This is a genomic window from Gammaproteobacteria bacterium, assembly GCA_028819075.1.
Lineage (GTDB): Bacteria > Gemmatimonadota > Gemmatimonadetes > Longimicrobiales > Gaopeijiaceae > BD2-11.
On the sequence record JAPPMM010000028.1, the window covers coordinates 33,978 to 50,826 of the forward strand.

General features: G+C 66.6%; 17 protein-coding genes. 2 read left to right on the forward strand and 15 right to left on the reverse strand.

What is annotated here, in order from left to right; all coding sequences use genetic code 11:
• Positions 1-8: 8 nt before the first annotated feature.
• The 7 genes from OXU32_06415 to OXU32_06445 all read right to left on the reverse strand — a co-directional run bounded on the left by OXU32_06415 (position 9) and on the right by OXU32_06445 (position 7,533).
• A complete protein-coding gene (locus OXU32_06415; protein MDE0073598.1) occupies positions 9-716 on the reverse strand; it encodes a chlorite dismutase family protein in 708 nt (235 codons plus the stop codon).
• A 99-nt stretch (positions 717-815) separates the two neighbouring features.
• Positions 816-1,964: a glycine cleavage system protein T gene (locus OXU32_06420; GenBank protein MDE0073599.1), complete on the reverse strand. Its 1,149-nt coding sequence runs from the start codon at positions 1,962-1,964 to the stop codon at positions 816-818.
• Between the two features lie 61 nt (positions 1,965-2,025).
• Entirely contained in the window at positions 2,026-3,636 is a 1,611-nt protein-coding gene (locus tag OXU32_06425; protein ID MDE0073600.1) for an NAD(P)/FAD-dependent oxidoreductase, read from the reverse strand.
• A complete protein-coding gene (locus tag OXU32_06430) occupies positions 3,633-5,237 on the reverse strand; it encodes an NAD(P)/FAD-dependent oxidoreductase (protein MDE0073601.1) in 1,605 nt (534 codons plus the stop codon). Before OXU32_06430 ends, OXU32_06425 begins: the two co-directional genes overlap by 4 nt.
• A gap of 5 nt (positions 5,238-5,242) precedes the next feature.
• Positions 5,243-6,436 (reverse strand): aminomethyltransferase family protein, encoded by a 1,194-nt coding sequence (locus OXU32_06435; GenBank protein ID MDE0073602.1) that lies wholly within the window; start codon positions 6,434-6,436, stop codon positions 5,243-5,245.
• A gap of 19 nt (positions 6,437-6,455) precedes the next feature.
• Positions 6,456-6,977, reverse strand: coding sequence for a histidine phosphatase family protein (locus OXU32_06440; GenBank protein MDE0073603.1), 522 nt, complete (start codon positions 6,975-6,977; stop codon positions 6,456-6,458).
• Between the two features lie 40 nt (positions 6,978-7,017).
• Positions 7,018-7,533 carry a cupin domain-containing protein gene (locus tag OXU32_06445; GenBank protein ID MDE0073604.1) on the reverse strand — a complete coding sequence of 172 codons (516 nt, stop codon included), beginning with the start codon at positions 7,531-7,533 and terminating at the stop codon, positions 7,018-7,020.
• Between the two features lie 181 nt (positions 7,534-7,714).
• Between OXU32_06445 and OXU32_06450 the strand changes: the two genes are divergently transcribed.
• On the forward strand, positions 7,715-8,890 hold the full coding sequence (locus OXU32_06450; protein ID MDE0073605.1) for a 6-bladed beta-propeller: 1,176 nt from the start codon (positions 7,715-7,717) through the stop codon (positions 8,888-8,890).
• 72 nt (positions 8,891-8,962) lie between these two features.
• Here OXU32_06450 and OXU32_06455 read toward each other — a convergent pair whose 3' ends face one another.
• From OXU32_06455 to OXU32_06485, 7 genes are all read right to left on the reverse strand, one after another.
• The gene (locus OXU32_06455) at positions 8,963-9,967 is read right to left on the reverse strand and encodes a nucleotidyl transferase AbiEii/AbiGii toxin family protein (GenBank protein ID MDE0073606.1); all 1,005 of its coding nucleotides are present in this window, start codon (positions 9,965-9,967) and stop codon (positions 8,963-8,965) included.
• Positions 9,964-10,770, reverse strand: a complete 807-nt coding sequence (locus tag OXU32_06460) for a transcriptional regulator (protein ID MDE0073607.1) — start codon at positions 10,768-10,770, stop codon at positions 9,964-9,966. The genes OXU32_06455 and OXU32_06460 overlap by 4 nt, the downstream gene beginning before the upstream one ends.
• Positions 10,771-10,941: 171 nt before the next feature.
• Positions 10,942-11,442, reverse strand: coding sequence for a hypothetical protein (locus OXU32_06465; protein MDE0073608.1), 501 nt, complete (start codon positions 11,440-11,442; stop codon positions 10,942-10,944).
• A complete protein-coding gene (locus tag OXU32_06470) occupies positions 11,439-12,494 on the reverse strand; it encodes a type III polyketide synthase (protein MDE0073609.1) in 1,056 nt (351 codons plus the stop codon). Before OXU32_06470 ends, OXU32_06465 begins: the two co-directional genes overlap by 4 nt.
• A gap of 421 nt (positions 12,495-12,915) precedes the next feature.
• Complete coding sequence (locus OXU32_06475) at positions 12,916-13,362, reverse strand: hypothetical protein (GenBank protein MDE0073610.1); 447 nt, start codon at positions 13,360-13,362, stop codon at positions 12,916-12,918.
• Positions 13,359-13,763, reverse strand: a complete 405-nt coding sequence (locus tag OXU32_06480; GenBank protein MDE0073611.1) for a hypothetical protein — start codon at positions 13,761-13,763, stop codon at positions 13,359-13,361. Before OXU32_06480 ends, OXU32_06475 begins: the two co-directional genes overlap by 4 nt.
• A gap of 54 nt (positions 13,764-13,817) precedes the next feature.
• Positions 13,818-14,504: a GntR family transcriptional regulator gene (locus OXU32_06485; protein ID MDE0073612.1), complete on the reverse strand. Its 687-nt coding sequence runs from the start codon at positions 14,502-14,504 to the stop codon at positions 13,818-13,820.
• Between the two features lie 201 nt (positions 14,505-14,705).
• Here OXU32_06485 and OXU32_06490 point away from each other — a divergent pair, with 201 nt between their 5' ends.
• Positions 14,706-15,668: an ornithine cyclodeaminase family protein gene (locus tag OXU32_06490; protein ID MDE0073613.1), complete on the forward strand. Its 963-nt coding sequence runs from the start codon at positions 14,706-14,708 to the stop codon at positions 15,666-15,668.
• 3 nt (positions 15,669-15,671) lie between these two features.
• Here OXU32_06490 and OXU32_06495 read toward each other — a convergent pair whose 3' ends face one another.
• On the reverse strand, positions 15,672-16,811 hold the full coding sequence (locus OXU32_06495; GenBank protein ID MDE0073614.1) for a serine hydrolase: 1,140 nt from the start codon (positions 16,809-16,811) through the stop codon (positions 15,672-15,674).
• Between the last annotated feature and the right edge of the window lie 38 nt (positions 16,812-16,849).

Genomic DNA, 16,849 nt, shown 5'->3' on the forward strand with positions numbered 1-16,849 from the left:
GAGTCACGCTAACCCAGCGTATCCAGCCACTCGTCGGGACTCGCGAAGATCCCCGTGTGCAGCGGCGCGTCGCTCGCCGTGTAGCGCCTGCCCTCGGTGCTCCGCAGCTCATGCACGAGCCGGGAAAACAGCCGCAGATCGTCCATCTCGTAGACGACCACGAATTCCTGATCCTGGAGCCCGAACGAATACAGCAGCAACTGCTTGATGCGCCGGAACTGCTTCCCGATGCGAATGTGCTCGTTCATCATCCCCTGGCGCGTCTCACGCCCGAAAAGATACCAGTCCGCCGTCTTGGTGAACGGATAGACGACCAGATACCGCCTGCGCTCCTCGGCGAAGGAATCGACCTCCTGGGCCGACCGCGCCTTGCTGTACTCCGAGGGGCGCGTGTAACCCCAGAGCGTGCTGACCGGCTCGACGATGTCCCGGTTCGGGCCCTCAGCCTTGGCCCGACACATGAAATAGCGCGCGCCTGCCTCATCCTCTTCCGCGCGCACCGAACTCCACACCAGCACGTCGGCTCCGGCTTCGAGGCCTTGCAGCAGATAGGGATGGGCCAGGTCCGCGGCGCCCCGCACATCGTCGAACCAGGCACGGGCTCGAGCCCGTCGGGCCGCCCCGTCCATCTCCCAGAAGCGCGCCGTGAAACGATAGTTGGCGAAGTGCCCGAGCACCGTCGGACGCTTCGCCACGGTCCCCTCGCTGTCGCTCAAGTCTCTTCCTCGCTGATGATGATCTCGGATCCCATGCTGACAGACTGATATCTCATGACAAATCGACTGTCATTTACTGTTTACTCTCTTGGCCCCGCCTCACGACTTGGGGATCTGCTTGCCGGGATCCACGAAGGGCTTGCGCACGACCGTGGCGTCCCGCTCGCCATCGGGGGTGGCTACGCCGAGTCGCGTACCCAGGGCTCCGAATGCCACGGGCACCATGGCGTAGCCGATGTTGCGGTCGAGCCGCGGCGAATACACCGCCGACGTCACCAAGCCGATCTCCGAACCGTCCCGATGCACGGGCCAGCGGGTCATGTTGAGGTCGAGCGCGGCGCCCGCGATCTCGACTCCGGCCAGGGCGCGCGCGGGTCCTTCCGCGGCGATGCGGGCGAGCGCCTCGCGGCCGATGAAGTCGCCCTCCTGGTCGTGGTCCACCTGCCAGCCGAGCCCGACCTCGTAGGGGTTGTTCTCCAGCGTCATGTCTATGCCGTAGTTGAGGATGCCGGCCTCGATGCGGCGGATGTCCGACGGCCCGGTAGGGGAAATCCCGAGATTGCGTCCTGCTTCCATCACGCGGTCCCAGAGTTCCATCCCCCGGCTGCCGTCCCGCAGGTAGATTTCGTAACCGACCTCGCCGCTCCAGCCGGTGCGCGTCACCACCACCGGAATGCCGTCCAGGTCGGTGTCGGCGAACCAATAGTAACGCAACCCGCTCACTTCGTCGCCGAAGAGCCTGCGGATGACTTCCTTCGATTTCGGACCCTGCACCTGCATGGGCGACACATCCGGTTCGCACAGCTCGACGTCGAGCCCGGAGTTGAGGGCGACCCCCTTCGCCCAGAGCAGCACGTCGCTGTCGGCCAGCGCCAGCCAGAAGTGGTTCTCACCCAGGCGCAGGAGCACCGGATCGTTCACGATGCCGCCGTCCTCGGCGGTGATGAGGACGTACTTGCCCTGGCCGACGGCGCACCTGGAGAGGTCGCGCGGCGTGAGCAGGTTGGTGAACTCGAAGGCGTCCGGGCCGGTGATCTCCACCTGCCGCTCCACGCTCACGTCCCACACCGTCACCCCGGTCAGCAGCTTCTCGTACTCGGCCTGCAGGTCGTCGTACCGGGTCGGGAGGAACATGTGGTTGTAGACCGTATAGCTTCGGCAGCCCGCGCGCAGGGTGGCCTCGAAGTAGGGCGATCTGCGCAGCCGGGCGCCGCGCTGGATCAGGGCCATGTCGAAGGTCGGGGACATGAAGTTCGCTCCTCGGGTGGATTTCAGGTCAGGTGCGGGCCGCTCGGGCCGGCTGCTCGGTTCACGGTTGATCCCGCCCGCCCAAAGGCGTGCCCCGCCTCCCGTCGCGCAAGATCTCGCGCGCGGCAAGCCGGCCGGGACCGCCCGTGACGCCCCCTCCCGGATGGGTCCCCGAGCCGCACAGGAACAGGCGCTCCACCGGCGTCCGGTACCGGCCCCATCCGGGGACCGGCCGCATGAAGAGGAGTTGGTCGAGGCCCATCTGTCCGTGGTATTCGTCACCGCCCGTGAGGCCGAGTTCGGTCTCGAGGTCGAGCGGCGTAAGCAGGCGGTGGTCGACGATGCGCTCGCGCAGGCCGGGGAGGAACTCGTCGAGCACTTCGAGCGCGCCGGCGAGCAGGGCGTCGTGGGTTGCGCTGTCCTCCCAGCTGCCCGAGCGCAGCCCGTACGGAGCGTAGCGGATCTGTATGGAGGCCAGATGGCGCCCGGCGGGCGCGAGTGCGGGGTTGTGGAGCGTCGGAACCACCATGTCGAGGTGCGGGCGCGCCGAGCAGCGCCCGTACTTGGCGTCATCGCCGGCCCGCTCCAGGTACTCCAGGTCCGGGGCCACCAGGGTGTGCCCGGACAGGCGGTCCGCGGCCTCCGGCAGCGGCGGAAGCCCGTCGAGCAGCAGGTGCAGGGCAGCGGTGGTCCCGTGGAGCTGGATGTTGGTCACCTTGCGGTTGAACTCGGGGCCCAGCCGGGGCGCGCCCACCAGCCCGAAGAAGGTGCTGCGGGGGTCGACGCCCGACACCACGCAGCCGGCGAAGACCTCTTCTCCGCCAGCCAGCAGCACCCCGGTGGCCACCCCGTCCTCGACCAGAATGCTCTCCACGTCGGCCCCGGTGCGGACTTCCGCTCCGTGCATGCGCGCCGCATCCGCCAGGGCCTCCGAGAGCACGCCCAGGCCGCCCTTGACGAAGACGGTCGAGCGAAAGCCACAGGCTTCGCTCCCGGCGGCGTGGTAGAACATGCGGAAGGCGCCGCCCATGGCGCTCGGCCCCTGGCGGCCACCCGGAAGGGCGCTGGTGGCGAGCATCCCCTTGAGGGCATCGCTCACGAACCAGTCGTCGAGCAGATCGCGCGCCGAGAGCGGGAGCGCCCGCAGCAGCTCCACGACAGTGCGTTTCCCGAGCCGGCCCGCCCGAAGCAGCGGACGCAGCATGCGCAGCCGTTCCCTGGCGGAAGCGCCGTGAAGGATCGGAGGAGGGTGCTCCAGAGCGATCCGCAGCACGCGGGCCATCGAGCGCAGGTAGTCGGCCCACTCCGGAAAGCGCTGCGCATCCGCCGGGCTGTGGCGTGCGATCTCGTCGCGGGTCCGTACGGGGTTGCGCCAGAGCGTCAGCGCCTCCCCGCCGCCGGTGAGCGAGGTGGCCACCGCAGGCGGATGCACCCACTCGAGCTCGCGGGCGTCGAGACCGAGTTCGGAGACGATCTCTCGCTGGAAGAGGCCGGCGTCCTGCGCGGCCACGTTGACCCGGCAGCCGGGAAAGAGCTCATCGCTCGCGGCGGCGCCCCCGACGACCCCCCGGCGCTCGAGCACCAGCACCTTCCATCCCTCGCGCGCGAGCATGGCCGCCGTGACCAGGGCGTTGTGCCCCGCCCCCACGACGACCGCGTCGTAGCCGCTCACCGTTCCCTCCCCCGCCGCCCTCGCCCAAGATCGGCCAGGACAGTGCCGGCGGCGAGCTTCCCGGGCGCGCCCATGATGCCGCCTCCCGGGTGCGTCCCCGAGCCGCACTGGTAGTAGCCCCGCACCGGCGTGCGGTACTTCGCGTACCCGGCGGCCGGACGGAGGAAGAAGAGCTGCGACGGGCTCAGCTCGCCCTGGAAGATGTTGCCCTGCGAGAGCCCCGTGGTGCGCTCGATGTCCAGCGGCGTGAGCACCTGACGGTGCAGGATGATGTCCTTCAGGTTCGGGATGTAGCGCGCCAGCGTGTCGACCACGGTATCGCCGAAGGCCTCGCGCCTGTCGTCCCAGTTCCCTTCGCGCAGCTCATAGGGCGCGTACTGGACGAAGCACGACATGACGTGCTTGCCGGGCGGGGCCATCCCGGGATCGATCGCCGAGGGGATGACGATGTCGATGTAGGGTTCCTTCGAGTAGTCCCCGTACTTCGCGTCGTCATAGGCGTGCTCCAGGTAGTCGAGGGAGGGACTGATTGAGACGGCGCCCCGCAGGTGAGGCCCCCAGCCGGGCATGCAGGTGAAGTCGGGGGCCGCGTCGAGCGCCAGGTTGACCTTTCCGGAGGAGCCGCGGAAGCGGAAGGCGCGCACCGCGCGGACCAGCTCTCCCGGGAGCTCATCCTCTTCGAGCAGGTCGAGGAAGGTGCGGCGCGGATCCAGGCTGGACGAGACCACCTTTCCGTGCACCTCGTCCCCGTTGGCCAGAGCCACCCCGGTCACGCGGCCGTTGCGGACCAGCACCCGGGCGACCGGCGCGTCGGTGCGGACTTCCGCGCCTGCCTCGCGCGCGGCCGACGCGATCGCCTCGGCGACCGCCCCGGTGCCGCCCTTGGCAAAGCCCCACGCCCGGAAGTGGCCGTCGATCTCCCCCATGTAGTGGTGGAGCAGGACGTAGGCGGTGCCCGGCGAGCGCGGCCCCAGGAAGGTCCCGATGATCCCGCTCGCCGACAGCGTCGCCTTTAGCACGTCGGTCTCGAACCACTCGTCCAGGAAATCCGCCGCGCTCATCGTCATCAGCTTCACGAGCAGGTGCAGCTGTTCGGGCTCGAGCCCCAGAAAGTGCCGGGCAAGGCGGATCAGGCCGGAGATGTCGCGAGGGCCCAGGCGGGCGGGGTCGGGCGGGACGATGTCGAGCAGATACTTCACCGCGCGCGCCATGAAAAAGAGCGACCGGCCGTAGTCGTCGTAAGCCTCGGCGTCGCGCACCGAGAAGCGCGCGATCTCTCGCCAGGTGCGGTAGTGGTCGCCGTCGCGGTAGAGCCGGTCGCCGTCAGGGAGCGGTGTGAGCGTGCTCTCGAGCGGCAGGATGGTGAGCCCGTGCCGGGGCAGGTCCAGCTCGCGAATGATCTCCGGGCGCATCAGGCTCACCACATAGGAGAAGACGCTGTAGCGGAAACCCGGGAAGATCTCCTCGGTGACCGTGGCGCCCCCCACCATCGGACGCGCCTCGAGCACGCACACGTCAAGCCCCGCGCGCGCCAGGTAGGCCGCGTGCACGAGGCCGTTGTGCCCGCCGCCAATCACGACCGCGTCGTATGTGCGGGTCATCGGACTTATGCGCGCTTGCGCGCGGGATCGAAGAAGGGGGTCTTCACCACCGTGGCCGGCACCTCGTGGCGCACGAACTCCACGGTGAGCTCGAAGTCCACACGTCCGCCGGGCCGCGCGAAATCGCGCTGCAGGGTCGCGAGGGCGATGTACTTCTTGAGGATTGGCGAGAAGGTGGAACTGGTCACGAACCCGACCTGCGCCCCGGCGGCGAAGATCGGCACCGGCTCGCGCGACGCCTTGCCCGCCACCAGCGGAGGCAGTCCGACCGAGGCGAAACGCCGCTCGATGCGCGGCCAGTCAACCTCCAGCCCCGCGAAGGCCCACTTGGAGGGCTGGGCGGCCTCCCGCGCGAGCGCCCTCCCGCCCACGAAGTCGCGTCCGGACCGCGGCTGGACCGCCCATCCCAGGCCAGCCTCGTAGGGCGAGGACTTGCGCGACTCGATGAGCGCCGTCCACGCCGACACATAATCGACTTCCTTGAGCAGGAGCCCGGCCTCGATGCGGGCCACGTCGAGGGCGTCGAGCCCCGCCGGGGCGATGCCGTACCCCCGGCCCATCTCCATGAGCGCGTCCCAGAGGTCGAGCGCGTGTTCGGGGCGCACCCAGAGCTCGTATCCCAGATCACCCGTGTAGCCGGTCCGCGTGATCGTGACCGGACTCGATCCCACGGTCCCCTTCGTGAGCCCGAAATACGGGACGGACGCGATGTCCGCGCCGGTCACCAACCCCGCCAGAATGTCACCCGACGTGGGCCCCTGAAGGGCGAGCGCCGCCAGCTCAAGCGAGATGTCGCGCACGTCGGCGTCCATTCCGAGCCCGCAATCCTCGAACCAGCGCAGGCACGGATCCGCGGCCGTGATGCGGAATCGGTCCGCGTCCAGGCGCTGCACGGTGCCATCGTCGATCAGCTTGCCGGCCTCGTCGCACCAAGGGCTGTAGAGTACGTGTCCCTCCGGGCAGTCGGCCGCGTCGCGCGTGACGATCCGGTCCAGCAGCGCGGCCGCATCGGTTCCCGTGATCTCGTACTTGCGCAGGGGCGAGATGTCGAAGAGGGCCGCGCCGCTGCGCACCGCGTAGTACTCGTACTCGTGGCCGGGCTCGTAGCTGAGGGCGATGGAGTACCCGGACCAGTTGCGCCAGCGGCGGTGGTGGGAGAGCGCGGCGGTGCGCGGGTGGAAGGGTGTTTCGAGGAGCATGCGGCAAGCTGGCTGCGATTCAGAAACGCAGCAAGGTGGTGACCGCGGGTCGCCCGGGCTGGATGACGATGATGTAGAGCCGGTCGTACTCCATGTGGTCGATGGGACCGTGAGGATCGCCCCCGAGCGCCTCCGCCAGGCGCGGCGTGGTGTTGCTGTGGCCCGACACCAGATGACGACCGGGGGTCGCGCGAATGGTCTCCGCGAGTTGCTCCAGTTCTCCGGGGCTGTAGATGATGAGCTCGACGCCATCGTCCTCCGCGATGGGGCGGGCGGTACCGAGCGTCCGCGTCAGGTTGGTGGAATGGACGTGGGTGAAATCCACGTCCGCCAACAGTGTCCGGAGCCGCTCGACCCGTGCTCGCCCAACGTCGTTCAAGGGCGAGTTCGGGCTGTCGTCGAGGCGTTCGGCGTGGCGCACCAGGAAGACGGTCACGGCGTCGTCCGCCGGGACAGCGACCTGTGCGCCCAGGCGGAAGGGCACCGCGACCGCCGCCAGGCAGGCCGCGAAGGCTGCCAGCGTGTTTGCGGCCAGCCGCACGCGGCATCGGGGAATTCGCGATCGAGTCATGGCACCCCCACTACTTGAGCGCGACCAACTGGTCTGGATCCACCCGCACGACGATGTAGGTGATCGCCTCGGTGATCTCGCTGAAGCCGTGCGGCGAGTTGGTCGGGATGATCACCATGTCCCCCGGTTCGATGTCGCGGCTCTGTCCGCCGGCGATGCCGCCCAGCGCACTCGGGCCGGTCAGCGTGCGGACCGTATTCCCCTCCGGATCGAGGGGACGCGGGTCCGTGAGCTCGCCCCCGGTCACCAGCGTGCCCCGCCCCGACACAACGTAGTAGACCTCGGTCTGGTTGTGGTGCTGGATCGCCCCCAGCGAGGTGGTGGGCGGCCGGTGCACCAACCCGACCCCGACGTTGTGGCCGCCCGCATCGATGTGGCGGATCTGCTGGTCGCTCACCCGGCCCTCGGGAGCGTTCGCGATGGTGGCGAGAATGTCCTCCGCGGTAATGTGGGTGGCCGCCTGATTCTCCTGGGCCGCGGCCCAGATCAGTCCGCCAGCCAGCGCCGCAACGAGCAGCTTCGACACGGGTACCTCCGGTCTTCGGTGGGTTCAGCGGCCTTGCACGCGAGAGCCAATACTAGCAGCCCGTGGATGAATCCGCGCGTGCACCGCGCCCACTGGTAGAATCGGCAGCCAACCCTGATGTTGCGCCCGGGCGTCTCAAGGGTTGGGAGACCTGATCCACTCCCCGGGAGACTCTTTGCGCATGACGCCCCGACCCATCGTTCTCGCAGCGGCCACGCTCCTCCATGCTGGGTGTGTCTCTCCCGACAGCAGTTCGTTGACCATCGTTCGCGATAGCGCCCGTGTCGTGATCGCGGAGAGCGGCCTGGAAGTCTCGGGCGACGAATGGAGGCTCCAGCTTCCCCCCGTCCTTCTGATCGGCCGTAGCGAGGGCACGGGGGACGGACCGGATCTCTTCGGGCGCATCAACCAAGTCATTCGGCTGTCGAGCGGGGACATCGCCGTAGCCGAAGGCCTGGCGGCGGAGGTCCGCGTTTTTGACGATGGGGGAGGGTACTTGCGCACGTTTGGAAGACGCGGTGAAGGACCCGGAGAGTTCGCGAACCTTTGGACGATTTCGGAATTGCCGGGTGATACGATTGTGGCGGTCGATCCCTTCGGCGGGCGGATTACCCTGTTCACGTCATCTGGCACGTTCGCCCGATCATTCCCGATGCCGTGGCTCCCAGGGGCGTCTGCCCCCAACCCGGTCGGGTGGTTTGAGGACGGCACGCTGCTCGTCGACGCGCTCGCTCAATCTCCGTCCGGGGACGCACGCGACCAATCCACGCACTTCCTATACTCGGTTGACCGCGATGGAGAGGTACTGGAGCCCCTCGGCGAGTTCGCGGGTGAGCAACTGGGCCGCAACGGCTTGGGCCTTGCCTTCGGCGCGCGGGCACATTTCGCGGCAGGCGGCAACCTGGCCTGGTATGGACATTCCAGCCGATACGAGTTGGTGGGCCGTGACCGATCCGGATCCGTGCGCAGAATCGTGCGTGCGGATCGAATTCCGAGGGCGGTGACACAAGCCGAAATCGATGAATCGCGGGCCGCAGCCGGGGAGCGCCTCCGGGGAATGTCGGGTCCAGCCATCGATCGAATCCGGGCGACCGAGTTCGCGAGCACCCACCCGCTCCATGGCAGATTCCTCTTTGACGAAGCAGGCAACCTATGGGTGGAGCGGTCCTGGAGTGACCTGATCGCGGATTCCGGCGCGAGAGAATGGGACATCTTCGACGCGGAGGGCAAACTCACTGGCTTCCTTGCGACTCCCGGCGGCTTCCGGATCACGTACATCGGGACGCAGTCGGTCCTCGGCGTTCATGCGGATTCTCTCGGCATCGAGACCGTTCGGATGTATCGATTGGATAAGTGACGACCCCTTCAGCCCACATCCCCATCACGCAACGACCGGCAGGTTTCCCGAGATGCCCCATGGTCGCCAGGATCACGGTGCGGAAGGGTGTTCGGAGGCACGAGGCGGCAGCAGTCCCCTGTGACGTCGGACGTTGAGGGCCTTCCACTGGAGCAGAGGCTGGTTGTGAATGCGTTGCTGCAAGGATGTGTCGCAGGTGAGCAAGCCTGCATCGACATCGCCCTTGTCCAACAGCAGGTCGAGGAACTCGCGTTCCCTGTCGGCAAGAGGCAGTACGGCGGATAGCGCTCTCTTGCAATCCTCGACGAGTCCCCGGGCGTAATCGGTTGTCACGGCCTGCCCGGACGGTCCCGGTGCCCGAAGCATGGGACGCAGTTGTCTCGTCAACTCCCGTTCTTCGAAGTCGATGTCTTCGACTGAGACGGTCCGCCAGTCCTTGCGGTTCATCGCTCCATAGACGACGAACGCGACGCGGAGCTGGTCACTCCGGAGATCATCCAGGCCGAGAATCTGGCTGCAATCAAAGAGATCTCTCGACTGCCTGCGCGACAGCAGCGCCGCAAGCTTGCCCGCCGCGAGTTCGTGGAGGTCTACCAGAGGGATTCCCCTGGCACAATAGTCACCGATCGGATGGGAGTCGGCCTCGCAGCCGTCCCAGAGCGGCTGTCTGTACATGTAGTTGAGATCCACTTCGAGGATCGCCGGCTGACCCGTGTAGCTCACGTACCCCAACCGCCATTTCCCGCCTGCATGTTCGTCCGGGGCCCGCCGGACCGTGAACCCCTCTCGTGAGAATACCGCCTGAGCCGCTCGCTCGACGCGGGGTCTGTCCTCAAGCATGTCTTCGCGGTCGAGCGCGCCGATGTAGTTGAGATCGATGTCCACAGACAGTCTTGGATAGCGAAGCACAAACAGATTCAACGCCGTGCCGCCCTTCAGTGCCCATTTTCCACGGAGTCCCGGATGCGAATTGAGCGCGCTCAGAAGGTGCATCAACTGGAGCACCTTCTCGACTACCCGTTCGCTGAACCCCTCGGCTCGGGCAAACGGCCCCGCATCGCGCGCCGAGACCCTCACGGCATCTCTTCCCAGGACCGGTTCAGGACCTGCTCGGGGACCATCAGGTTCCAGTCCTTGACCCACGTGCAGTCGCGGCGACTGGCGCGCACCAGGTAGTGGGGCTGCCTGGGCCGCATTCGACGCAGCATCTCGAGGTGCGCGTCCTCAACCATCAGGTCGTCCCTGTGCTGTTGCAGAAAGAACCCCACCTTCGCGGCGGTCGTGGCGTTGTCCAGCAGACGCGCGTATTCGATGACCTGGTCCAGATCGAAGAACTCCACCGACTCAAGCGACCGCCAGATCTCTTCCCATTCGCCCGTCAGGTCCGGGCGGTCCAGCACGTCGACCAGTGTTCTTTCGTGACTGGTCACCCGAATCTGCACGCCGGAGCGGCGCTGGCGGATCACGCCGAACATCGCTTCCCTTTTTCGCAGCAGGGGCGGCGGTACAGGTGCACGCCGGTACTCGTGGGACCGGAACTCCATCGGCAGCGACCGCTTCGCCGATATGTACACCACCGTCCAGTGGACCGAGTATGCGCGGCCATGGAATTCCAGGGCTGTGTGGTAAGCCAGGACTGCGTCCTCCGTGAGCTTGGCCGCGACCAGGAAGGGATCGATGGGCGCAGTCTCCGGATTCATGCCCAGCGGGACCGTCGCATACAGGCCCCGGCGCAGGGAGACGATTCGCCCTCGCCTGCGGTAGTAGGCCAGGAGAGAGTTGCGGGTAGCGGCATTGGCGGAGCCTCGATGTGACAGGAACGCATCCAGCTCTTCCACGGTGAACACCGCGTGCCGTGCGAAGAAGGCGTTGAGACTCACGGGATGACCTCGTTTGACGATCGGTCGACATAAGGCGAAATAATTTGGCCTTATCTCGTTAGACCGTCAAGCACCGCTTTGACATCCCATCAAGATAATTGCAATGACCCAGCCCTTATCTCGCCGAGTTGTCAAATCAGGTTCCCGACCCGCCGAAGAAGGCAGGCCAGGCTAGGGCCCGGCTTTCCGCAGGGGTGCCAGGGCGGCGTCCTCGACCCGGATTCGCAGGAACACGGCGAGTGTGACGAGGAGCCCCATGACTGCCGCGATGCGCCATGCCCCGAAGATCATGGGAACCGACACGACCTCGCCCACCACGAGTGCGTAGTTCGGGTGCCGCATGAAGCGGTAGGGCCCCCGCACCACCAGCGGCGCGCCGGGAACCGTGATGACGCGCACGGTCCAGTACTCGCCCAGGCTCAGCATGACCCAGGCCCGGAACGCCTGCAGCAGCAGATAGACCCCGATCCACCACAGGCTCGGGGGCGTGCCGGGGTCGATGAACGCGGCCATCGCCGCGAACCAGGCAACGTACACCGCGATGAAGAGCGGAAGGTGCCAACGCCCGACCTCTTCGCCACCCCGGGCCAGGAGCCGGGCCGAGTTGCGCCGGGAAAGCGCCATGTAGCCCAGGTGCTGAAGGGCTACGATGAGCAGGATCAGATGGGTCATGCCTCGATCAGCATCATCGCGGCAGTGAATCCGGGGCCGAGCGAAGTGAGCAGGATGCGGCCCGTGGCGCCCGCCTGCAGGGCACGTTCCAGGACGAACAAGGCCGTGGGCGCGGACATGTTTCCGTGACGGCGAAGGATCTCCCGGGAATGGATCAGGGCATCCGGGGGCAGGTCGAGCGCCTCCTCCAGCGCGTCGAGAACCCGCGCTCCGCCGGGGTGCGCGGCGTACACGTCGATTTGCTCCAGCGAGAGGTCGCGGGACTGGAGGAAACCCTCGACCGCGCCGCGAAAGCGCCGCCGGACGATGTCCGGGATGCTGCGCGAGAACAGGACGCCGAACTCACCCGCTTCGCCGAAGTCCCAACCCATGACATCCAGGGAGCCGGGCCAGGTGTACTCGCCCCAGTCCCGGACCGCCGGCCCCCGGCCCGACGTGCTCAGCACCGCGCCCGCGGCCCCGTCTCCGAAGAGCGCGGCCGCGACGACGTTGCTCTTCGACGCGTCGTCCTTCTGGAATGTGAGCGTGCACAGTTCGACGGTGAGGAACAGGACGTTCAGTTCGGGTTCGGCCCGGCACATCGCGCCGGCACGGGCCAGCCCCAGCACTCCGCCCGCGCAGCCGAGACCGAAGATCGGCAGGCGCCGGATGTCCGGCGGCAGGCGCAGGCGATCGATGAGCAATGCGTCCAGGGTGGGGGTCGCCAGGCCCGTGCTGGACACCACGACCAGTCCGCCCACCTCCCCCGGCTCCAGCCCGGCCTGGTCGAGACATCGTGCGGCGACCTCTTCCAGGATCGCCAGCGAACACTCGATGTAGACGTCGTTGCGTTCGGAGAAGGTGCGCGGCTGGCGATACCAGTCCAGCGGCATGGAGATCTGGCGGGAGTCGATTCCGGCGTTCGCGTACACCCGCGCCATCCGGTCGAAGTTGGCAAACGAGTGTGAAAAGAACTCGTAGCCGAGGGGCACCAGCTCTTCCTGCCGGTACCGGTGCGGCGCGCGTCCGCTGGCCAGGGAGTTGAGGCGAACGGCGTTGTCGTGTGGCGGCATCACTGTGTTCACACGTTACAAACGCAGGGCCGCCCCCGAAACCCGCTGCGGTCTGGCCTCCGCATCCGCCATCCCGGGGGCGTTGGGGCACCCGTGCGGCGGTCCGGTTCCGGGAGCGGTCGCTGAACCCTCAGGCCGCTCGGCCTTCCGACTCGCTCGTCACCAGGCCCGACATCCGGTGCCCGCCCGAACCCCGCGCGTACCGCGCGAAGAAGGCGTTGAGACTCACAGGATGACCTCGTTTGACGATCAGGTGACATACGGTCAAGTAAACCGGCTTTATCTCGTTAGTACGTCAAGCCGTCCTCTCCCCTCACCCGCCAGGCCCTCTCACCCGCCGCTTGATCTCCGGGTCGACCCGGGTGGCGTGGGCGGTGTGGTAAGCCAGGAGAGAAACCCCAATACCGTGGCTTGGCCAGCGCTAACGGCCCCTCCCCTCACCCTCCGCATGTCCCTTTCCGCTGACGCCCCCGAACGCCTCCGAAGCACCGAATGCGACGAGGCCACCCACGATTGCGCCAAGAGCGCCCGTCCTGAACCACGAAAGCCGCCGCTCGTGAAGTTCGAGAACCTCGCTGAGCTGGATGGCGAGGGTGTCCTGATTGGCGAAGCTCCGCCCGGCGCCGGCCTGCACCCGCGCGAAAACGACGTGCAGGGAGATCGTCTCTGCCTCAGCGGCGACGAGGATCCCCTCCAGCTCTCGCCGAGCCTCTCCGGTGCGCTCGCTTATCCGGATCGCCTCCGGTGCCGACAGCCGAGCCCGGATTCTGGCCCCGGCTTGGGGAGGACGTTCCATCGGAAGGTAGGAATAGCACCCCGCGAGCCCCAGCGTCGCGACGGCCGCCAACCCCCTCAACCGCCGGGTCACTGGCGCCTCCGCTCGAGGTCGAGGAGGTGGGGCTGATTGAATGCGTAGATGAACAGATGTGGCGTCTCGGCCGGGGCTCTCAGCTCGTTGTAGTGCTCGTTCTGGTCGATGCTCACCCTCATCCACACCTCGGCGCCCGAAGGTTCGGCTCGCTCGATCAGGACATAGAACCGCTGCGGGCCGCGAATGTCATACACGGTATCGAAGGGCAACGAACGCAGGGTCGTGTCGGCCCTCGTGAGGTGTATGTCCACGTCGCCGGGCCCCCGCATCACCGGGGTGAACTCCCGGGAGACCACGACGGGCGCCTGCACCTCACCGCTCCCCTGGAGGATCAGGGTCGCGGTGTCGGGCGACTCGTCATCGAACCAGTCGCATGCTCCCACCGCGAGGAGCGCCACCCCCCATCCCCATCGAGCAGCCCGTGGACTGCTAGGGCACGAGAGCATCATGGGTCATGCGAACCGCCGCGCTCCGTTCCCGGCGATGACGCCGCGGAGCCTTACCTCGGCGTCCCGAAGGTGACTTTTCAGCGAGTCGACGCATTCCTCCTGGCGGCCCTCCACCAGCAGATCTGCGATTCTCCGATGCTCACGCGCCTGCGCGAGCGCGAACTCGCTGTCCTCCTGATCGAGCGTAACCAGGCCCAGCCGCAGCTCGCCGAAAAGGGTCCGGACGAAATCGCTGATGCGCCTGCTCTCCAGAAAGGCCACGATATTGCTGTGGAACCGCATGTCCAGGTCGGCGATATGAGACCAGTCCAGAGTGTCGCTCGCCACGTACATCTCTTCAGCGATTCGTGCAAGCGTACCGAATTCATCGGGACGCCTGCCCCGGCTCGCAAGCACTGCGGCCGGTTCCAGGAACATGCGCGCCTCATAGATATCGCGCACCGCCTCCTCGCTGAGCGACCGGACCATCGCGCCGCGATGCAGGTTGTGTTGAACCAGACCCTCGTAGACGAGACGGCGGATCGCTTCCCGCATCGTGTTCCGCGAGATGCCGAAGGCGCCTGCCAACCGTACCTCCTCCAACGGAGTCCCGGGACGCAGTTCCCCGCGGAGGATTCTGCTTCTGAGAACGGCAGCAGCCTGATCGGAGGTGCTCCTTCGGTCGATGCGAAGGCCTTGTGCGTCGTTCACCGGCGTGGTTCTCCCTTATGGGGTTTGCGTCAGGTATGGATCCACGATCCGGGGGCCCGCCTGCGACTCCTTGCCGGCGGCCGGGCGGATCCCGATAGTATCTGCGAATGGAATCACATGTTGACCAATTTGTCAAGTGAACAGCGTGACGGCGGGCGCGGACAACGTTCCCACGAACCGGACCATCCAAAGGGGGCCAGAATGCCGCAGATCATCGATCTCCCGCAAATCAACGCCGCTCTGGACCAGATCGATGTCGTGGGCTTCATCGAAGAGGGGTTCGTCGCTTACTCGCGCGGTGACGTGGTCGTCCCGCCGGTGGGCGAGATGCTCTTCGAGGATCCGCGCGGAGAAGCTCACATCAAGTACGGGTTCATCAAGGACGATGACTATTTCGTGATCAAGGTAGCCAGCGGCTTCTACGACAACGTGAAGCTGGGGCTACCCGTCAACTCCGGGCTCATGTTGCTGTTCTGTCAGCGAACGGGCAAGCTGCTCTCCGTGCTTCTCGACGAGGGGCATCTCACCGGCGTCCGGACGGCAGCCGCGGGGGCTGTCGTGGCCAGGTACCTGGCGCCGGGCAACGTGCGGCGGATCGGCATCGTCGGGGCCGGCGATCAGGCCCGCAGGCAACTCCTCATGCTCGATTCGGCAGTCGATTGCCGGGACGTCATGGTCTGGGGCCTCGGCGAGGGGGAAGTCGAAGCCTACAGGCGCGACATGGAGCCCCTCGGCTACCATGTCGATACGACCCTCGACCCTGCCGAAGTCGCTGCGGAATGCAATCTCATCGTCTGTGTCACCCCGGCCCGAAGGCCGCTGCTTCGCAGTGACGACATTCGGTCCGGCACGCACATTACCGCGGTGGGGTCGGACACGCCGGAAAAGCAGGAGCTGGATGCGGAGATTCTGGCACGGGCCGACATTGTCGTCGCCGACAGCATCGAGCAGTGCAGGTCGAGAGGCGAGATCTATCAGGCCACGAGGGCGGGGGTGCTCGACGGCGCAAAACCCGTCGAGCTGGGAAAGGTCATCTCCGATCCAGGATTGCGACGCTCATCGGACGATCAGCTCACCGTCGCGGATCTGACCGGGGTAGCTGTCCAGGACGTGCAGATCGCAAAGGCGGTCTACCTGACGCTGGAGCGTGACCAGACAGCGTGATCCCTATCCGGCGCCGAACACGATCTCCGCGATTCGCTCGGTAATCTCCCCGGTCATGTTCTCCTCTTCAAACGACACATGACCGAGGACGGCGATGACGACCCCGGCATCGACGTATCGGCGAAAGACGGCGCTGTCGGCGCCCCCGAACGATCCGCCGCCAGTGTGCTGGATGAGAAGGCCGTTGTCGGTCTGCTCCACGTCCCATCCGAGAGCGTAGTTGTCCAGAAAAGGCGTGTAGAACTTCCGCTTGGCTTCGGCCGAGAGAACCGTCTCGCCTGCGAGGGCGAGGTGCCAGCGATACAGGTCGCCGTTGGTGGTCAGGAGGCCACCGTTTCCCAGCACGTTCCATTGGGGATAGGGCCGTTCGAGAGGGGTTCCGAGGTCTTCGCCTTCCACGTAGTAGTGGGAAACGACATGCTCGTCCCAGGGTGGCAGGCGGTAACCCGTCGCGTCCAGACCCGCCGGTTTGAAGACATGCTCGCTCAGGTACTCCTCGTATGACTGGCCGGAGACAAGTTCGATGATCGCGGCCAGCACGCTGTAGCTCGAATTCGAGTAGTTGAACTCCTCCCCGGGAACCGAAAGCAGGGGCGCGTCGAACGCCTCCTGGATGGTCTCGTCGCGCGGCGCCACTTCGAAATCGCCGTTGTCCCAGTCATCACCCGTGTAGTCGATCAGGCCGGCGGTGTGGGTGAGCAACTGATGGAGGGTTATGTCCCTCTTCTCTTCGGGAAGATCGGGGAAGTACTCCTGAAGCGAGTCCTCCGTACTCAGCTTCCCCTGCATCTCCAGCTTGAGGATCCCCGCAGCGGTGAACTGCTTCGTGATGGAGCCGATGATGATGACGCTCTCCGAAGAATTGGGAATGTTCCCGGAGCGGTCGGCCATCCCATAGCCCTTGTTGAGAACGACCTCTCCCCCCTTTGCCACGAGAACGGTTCCGCCGAAGCGATCCGGCGTGAACCCGGCAACGTATGCGTCGATCTCGGCTGCGAGATCGCCCTGGACGGTGTTCTCGGGGACAGTCGGAGCGTCGGGCGCGTCGTCCGGGGCATCCCCGGCGTCCCGGCATGAGGGCGCCGCAACACAGATCGCGAGCCAGAGAGCGATCGATCCGGAAAGCCGCCGCGGCGTGGACATGAGAACCTCCCTCCTGGTGACGGTCCGGAGCGGGGCCG

What these genes read in the sequence shown, in the direction of transcription:
- OXU32_06420 (MDE0073599.1), bottom strand. Translation starts at nt 1,964, where the DNA reads ATGTCCCCGACCTTCGACATGGCCCTGATCCAGCGCGGCGCCCGGCTG.
- OXU32_06430 (MDE0073601.1), bottom strand. Translation starts at nt 5,237, where the DNA reads ATGACCCGCACATACGACGCGGTCGTGATTGGCGGCGGGCACAACGGC.
- OXU32_06435 (MDE0073602.1), bottom strand. Translation starts at nt 6,436, where the DNA reads ATGCTCCTCGAAACACCCTTCCACCCGCGCACCGCCGCGCTCTCCCAC.
- OXU32_06450 (MDE0073605.1), top strand. Translation starts at nt 7,715, where the DNA reads ATGACGCCCCGACCCATCGTTCTCGCAGCGGCCACGCTCCTCCATGCT.
- OXU32_06465 (MDE0073608.1), bottom strand. Translation starts at nt 11,442, where the DNA reads ATGACCCATCTGATCCTGCTCATCGTAGCCCTTCAGCACCTGGGCTAC.
- OXU32_06470 (MDE0073609.1), bottom strand. Translation starts at nt 12,494, where the DNA reads ATGCCGCCACACGACAACGCCGTTCGCCTCAACTCCCTGGCCAGCGGA.
- OXU32_06490 (MDE0073613.1), top strand. Translation starts at nt 14,706, where the DNA reads ATGCCGCAGATCATCGATCTCCCGCAAATCAACGCCGCTCTGGACCAG.
- OXU32_06495 (MDE0073614.1), bottom strand. Translation starts at nt 16,811, where the DNA reads ATGTCCACGCCGCGGCGGCTTTCCGGATCGATCGCTCTCTGGCTCGCG.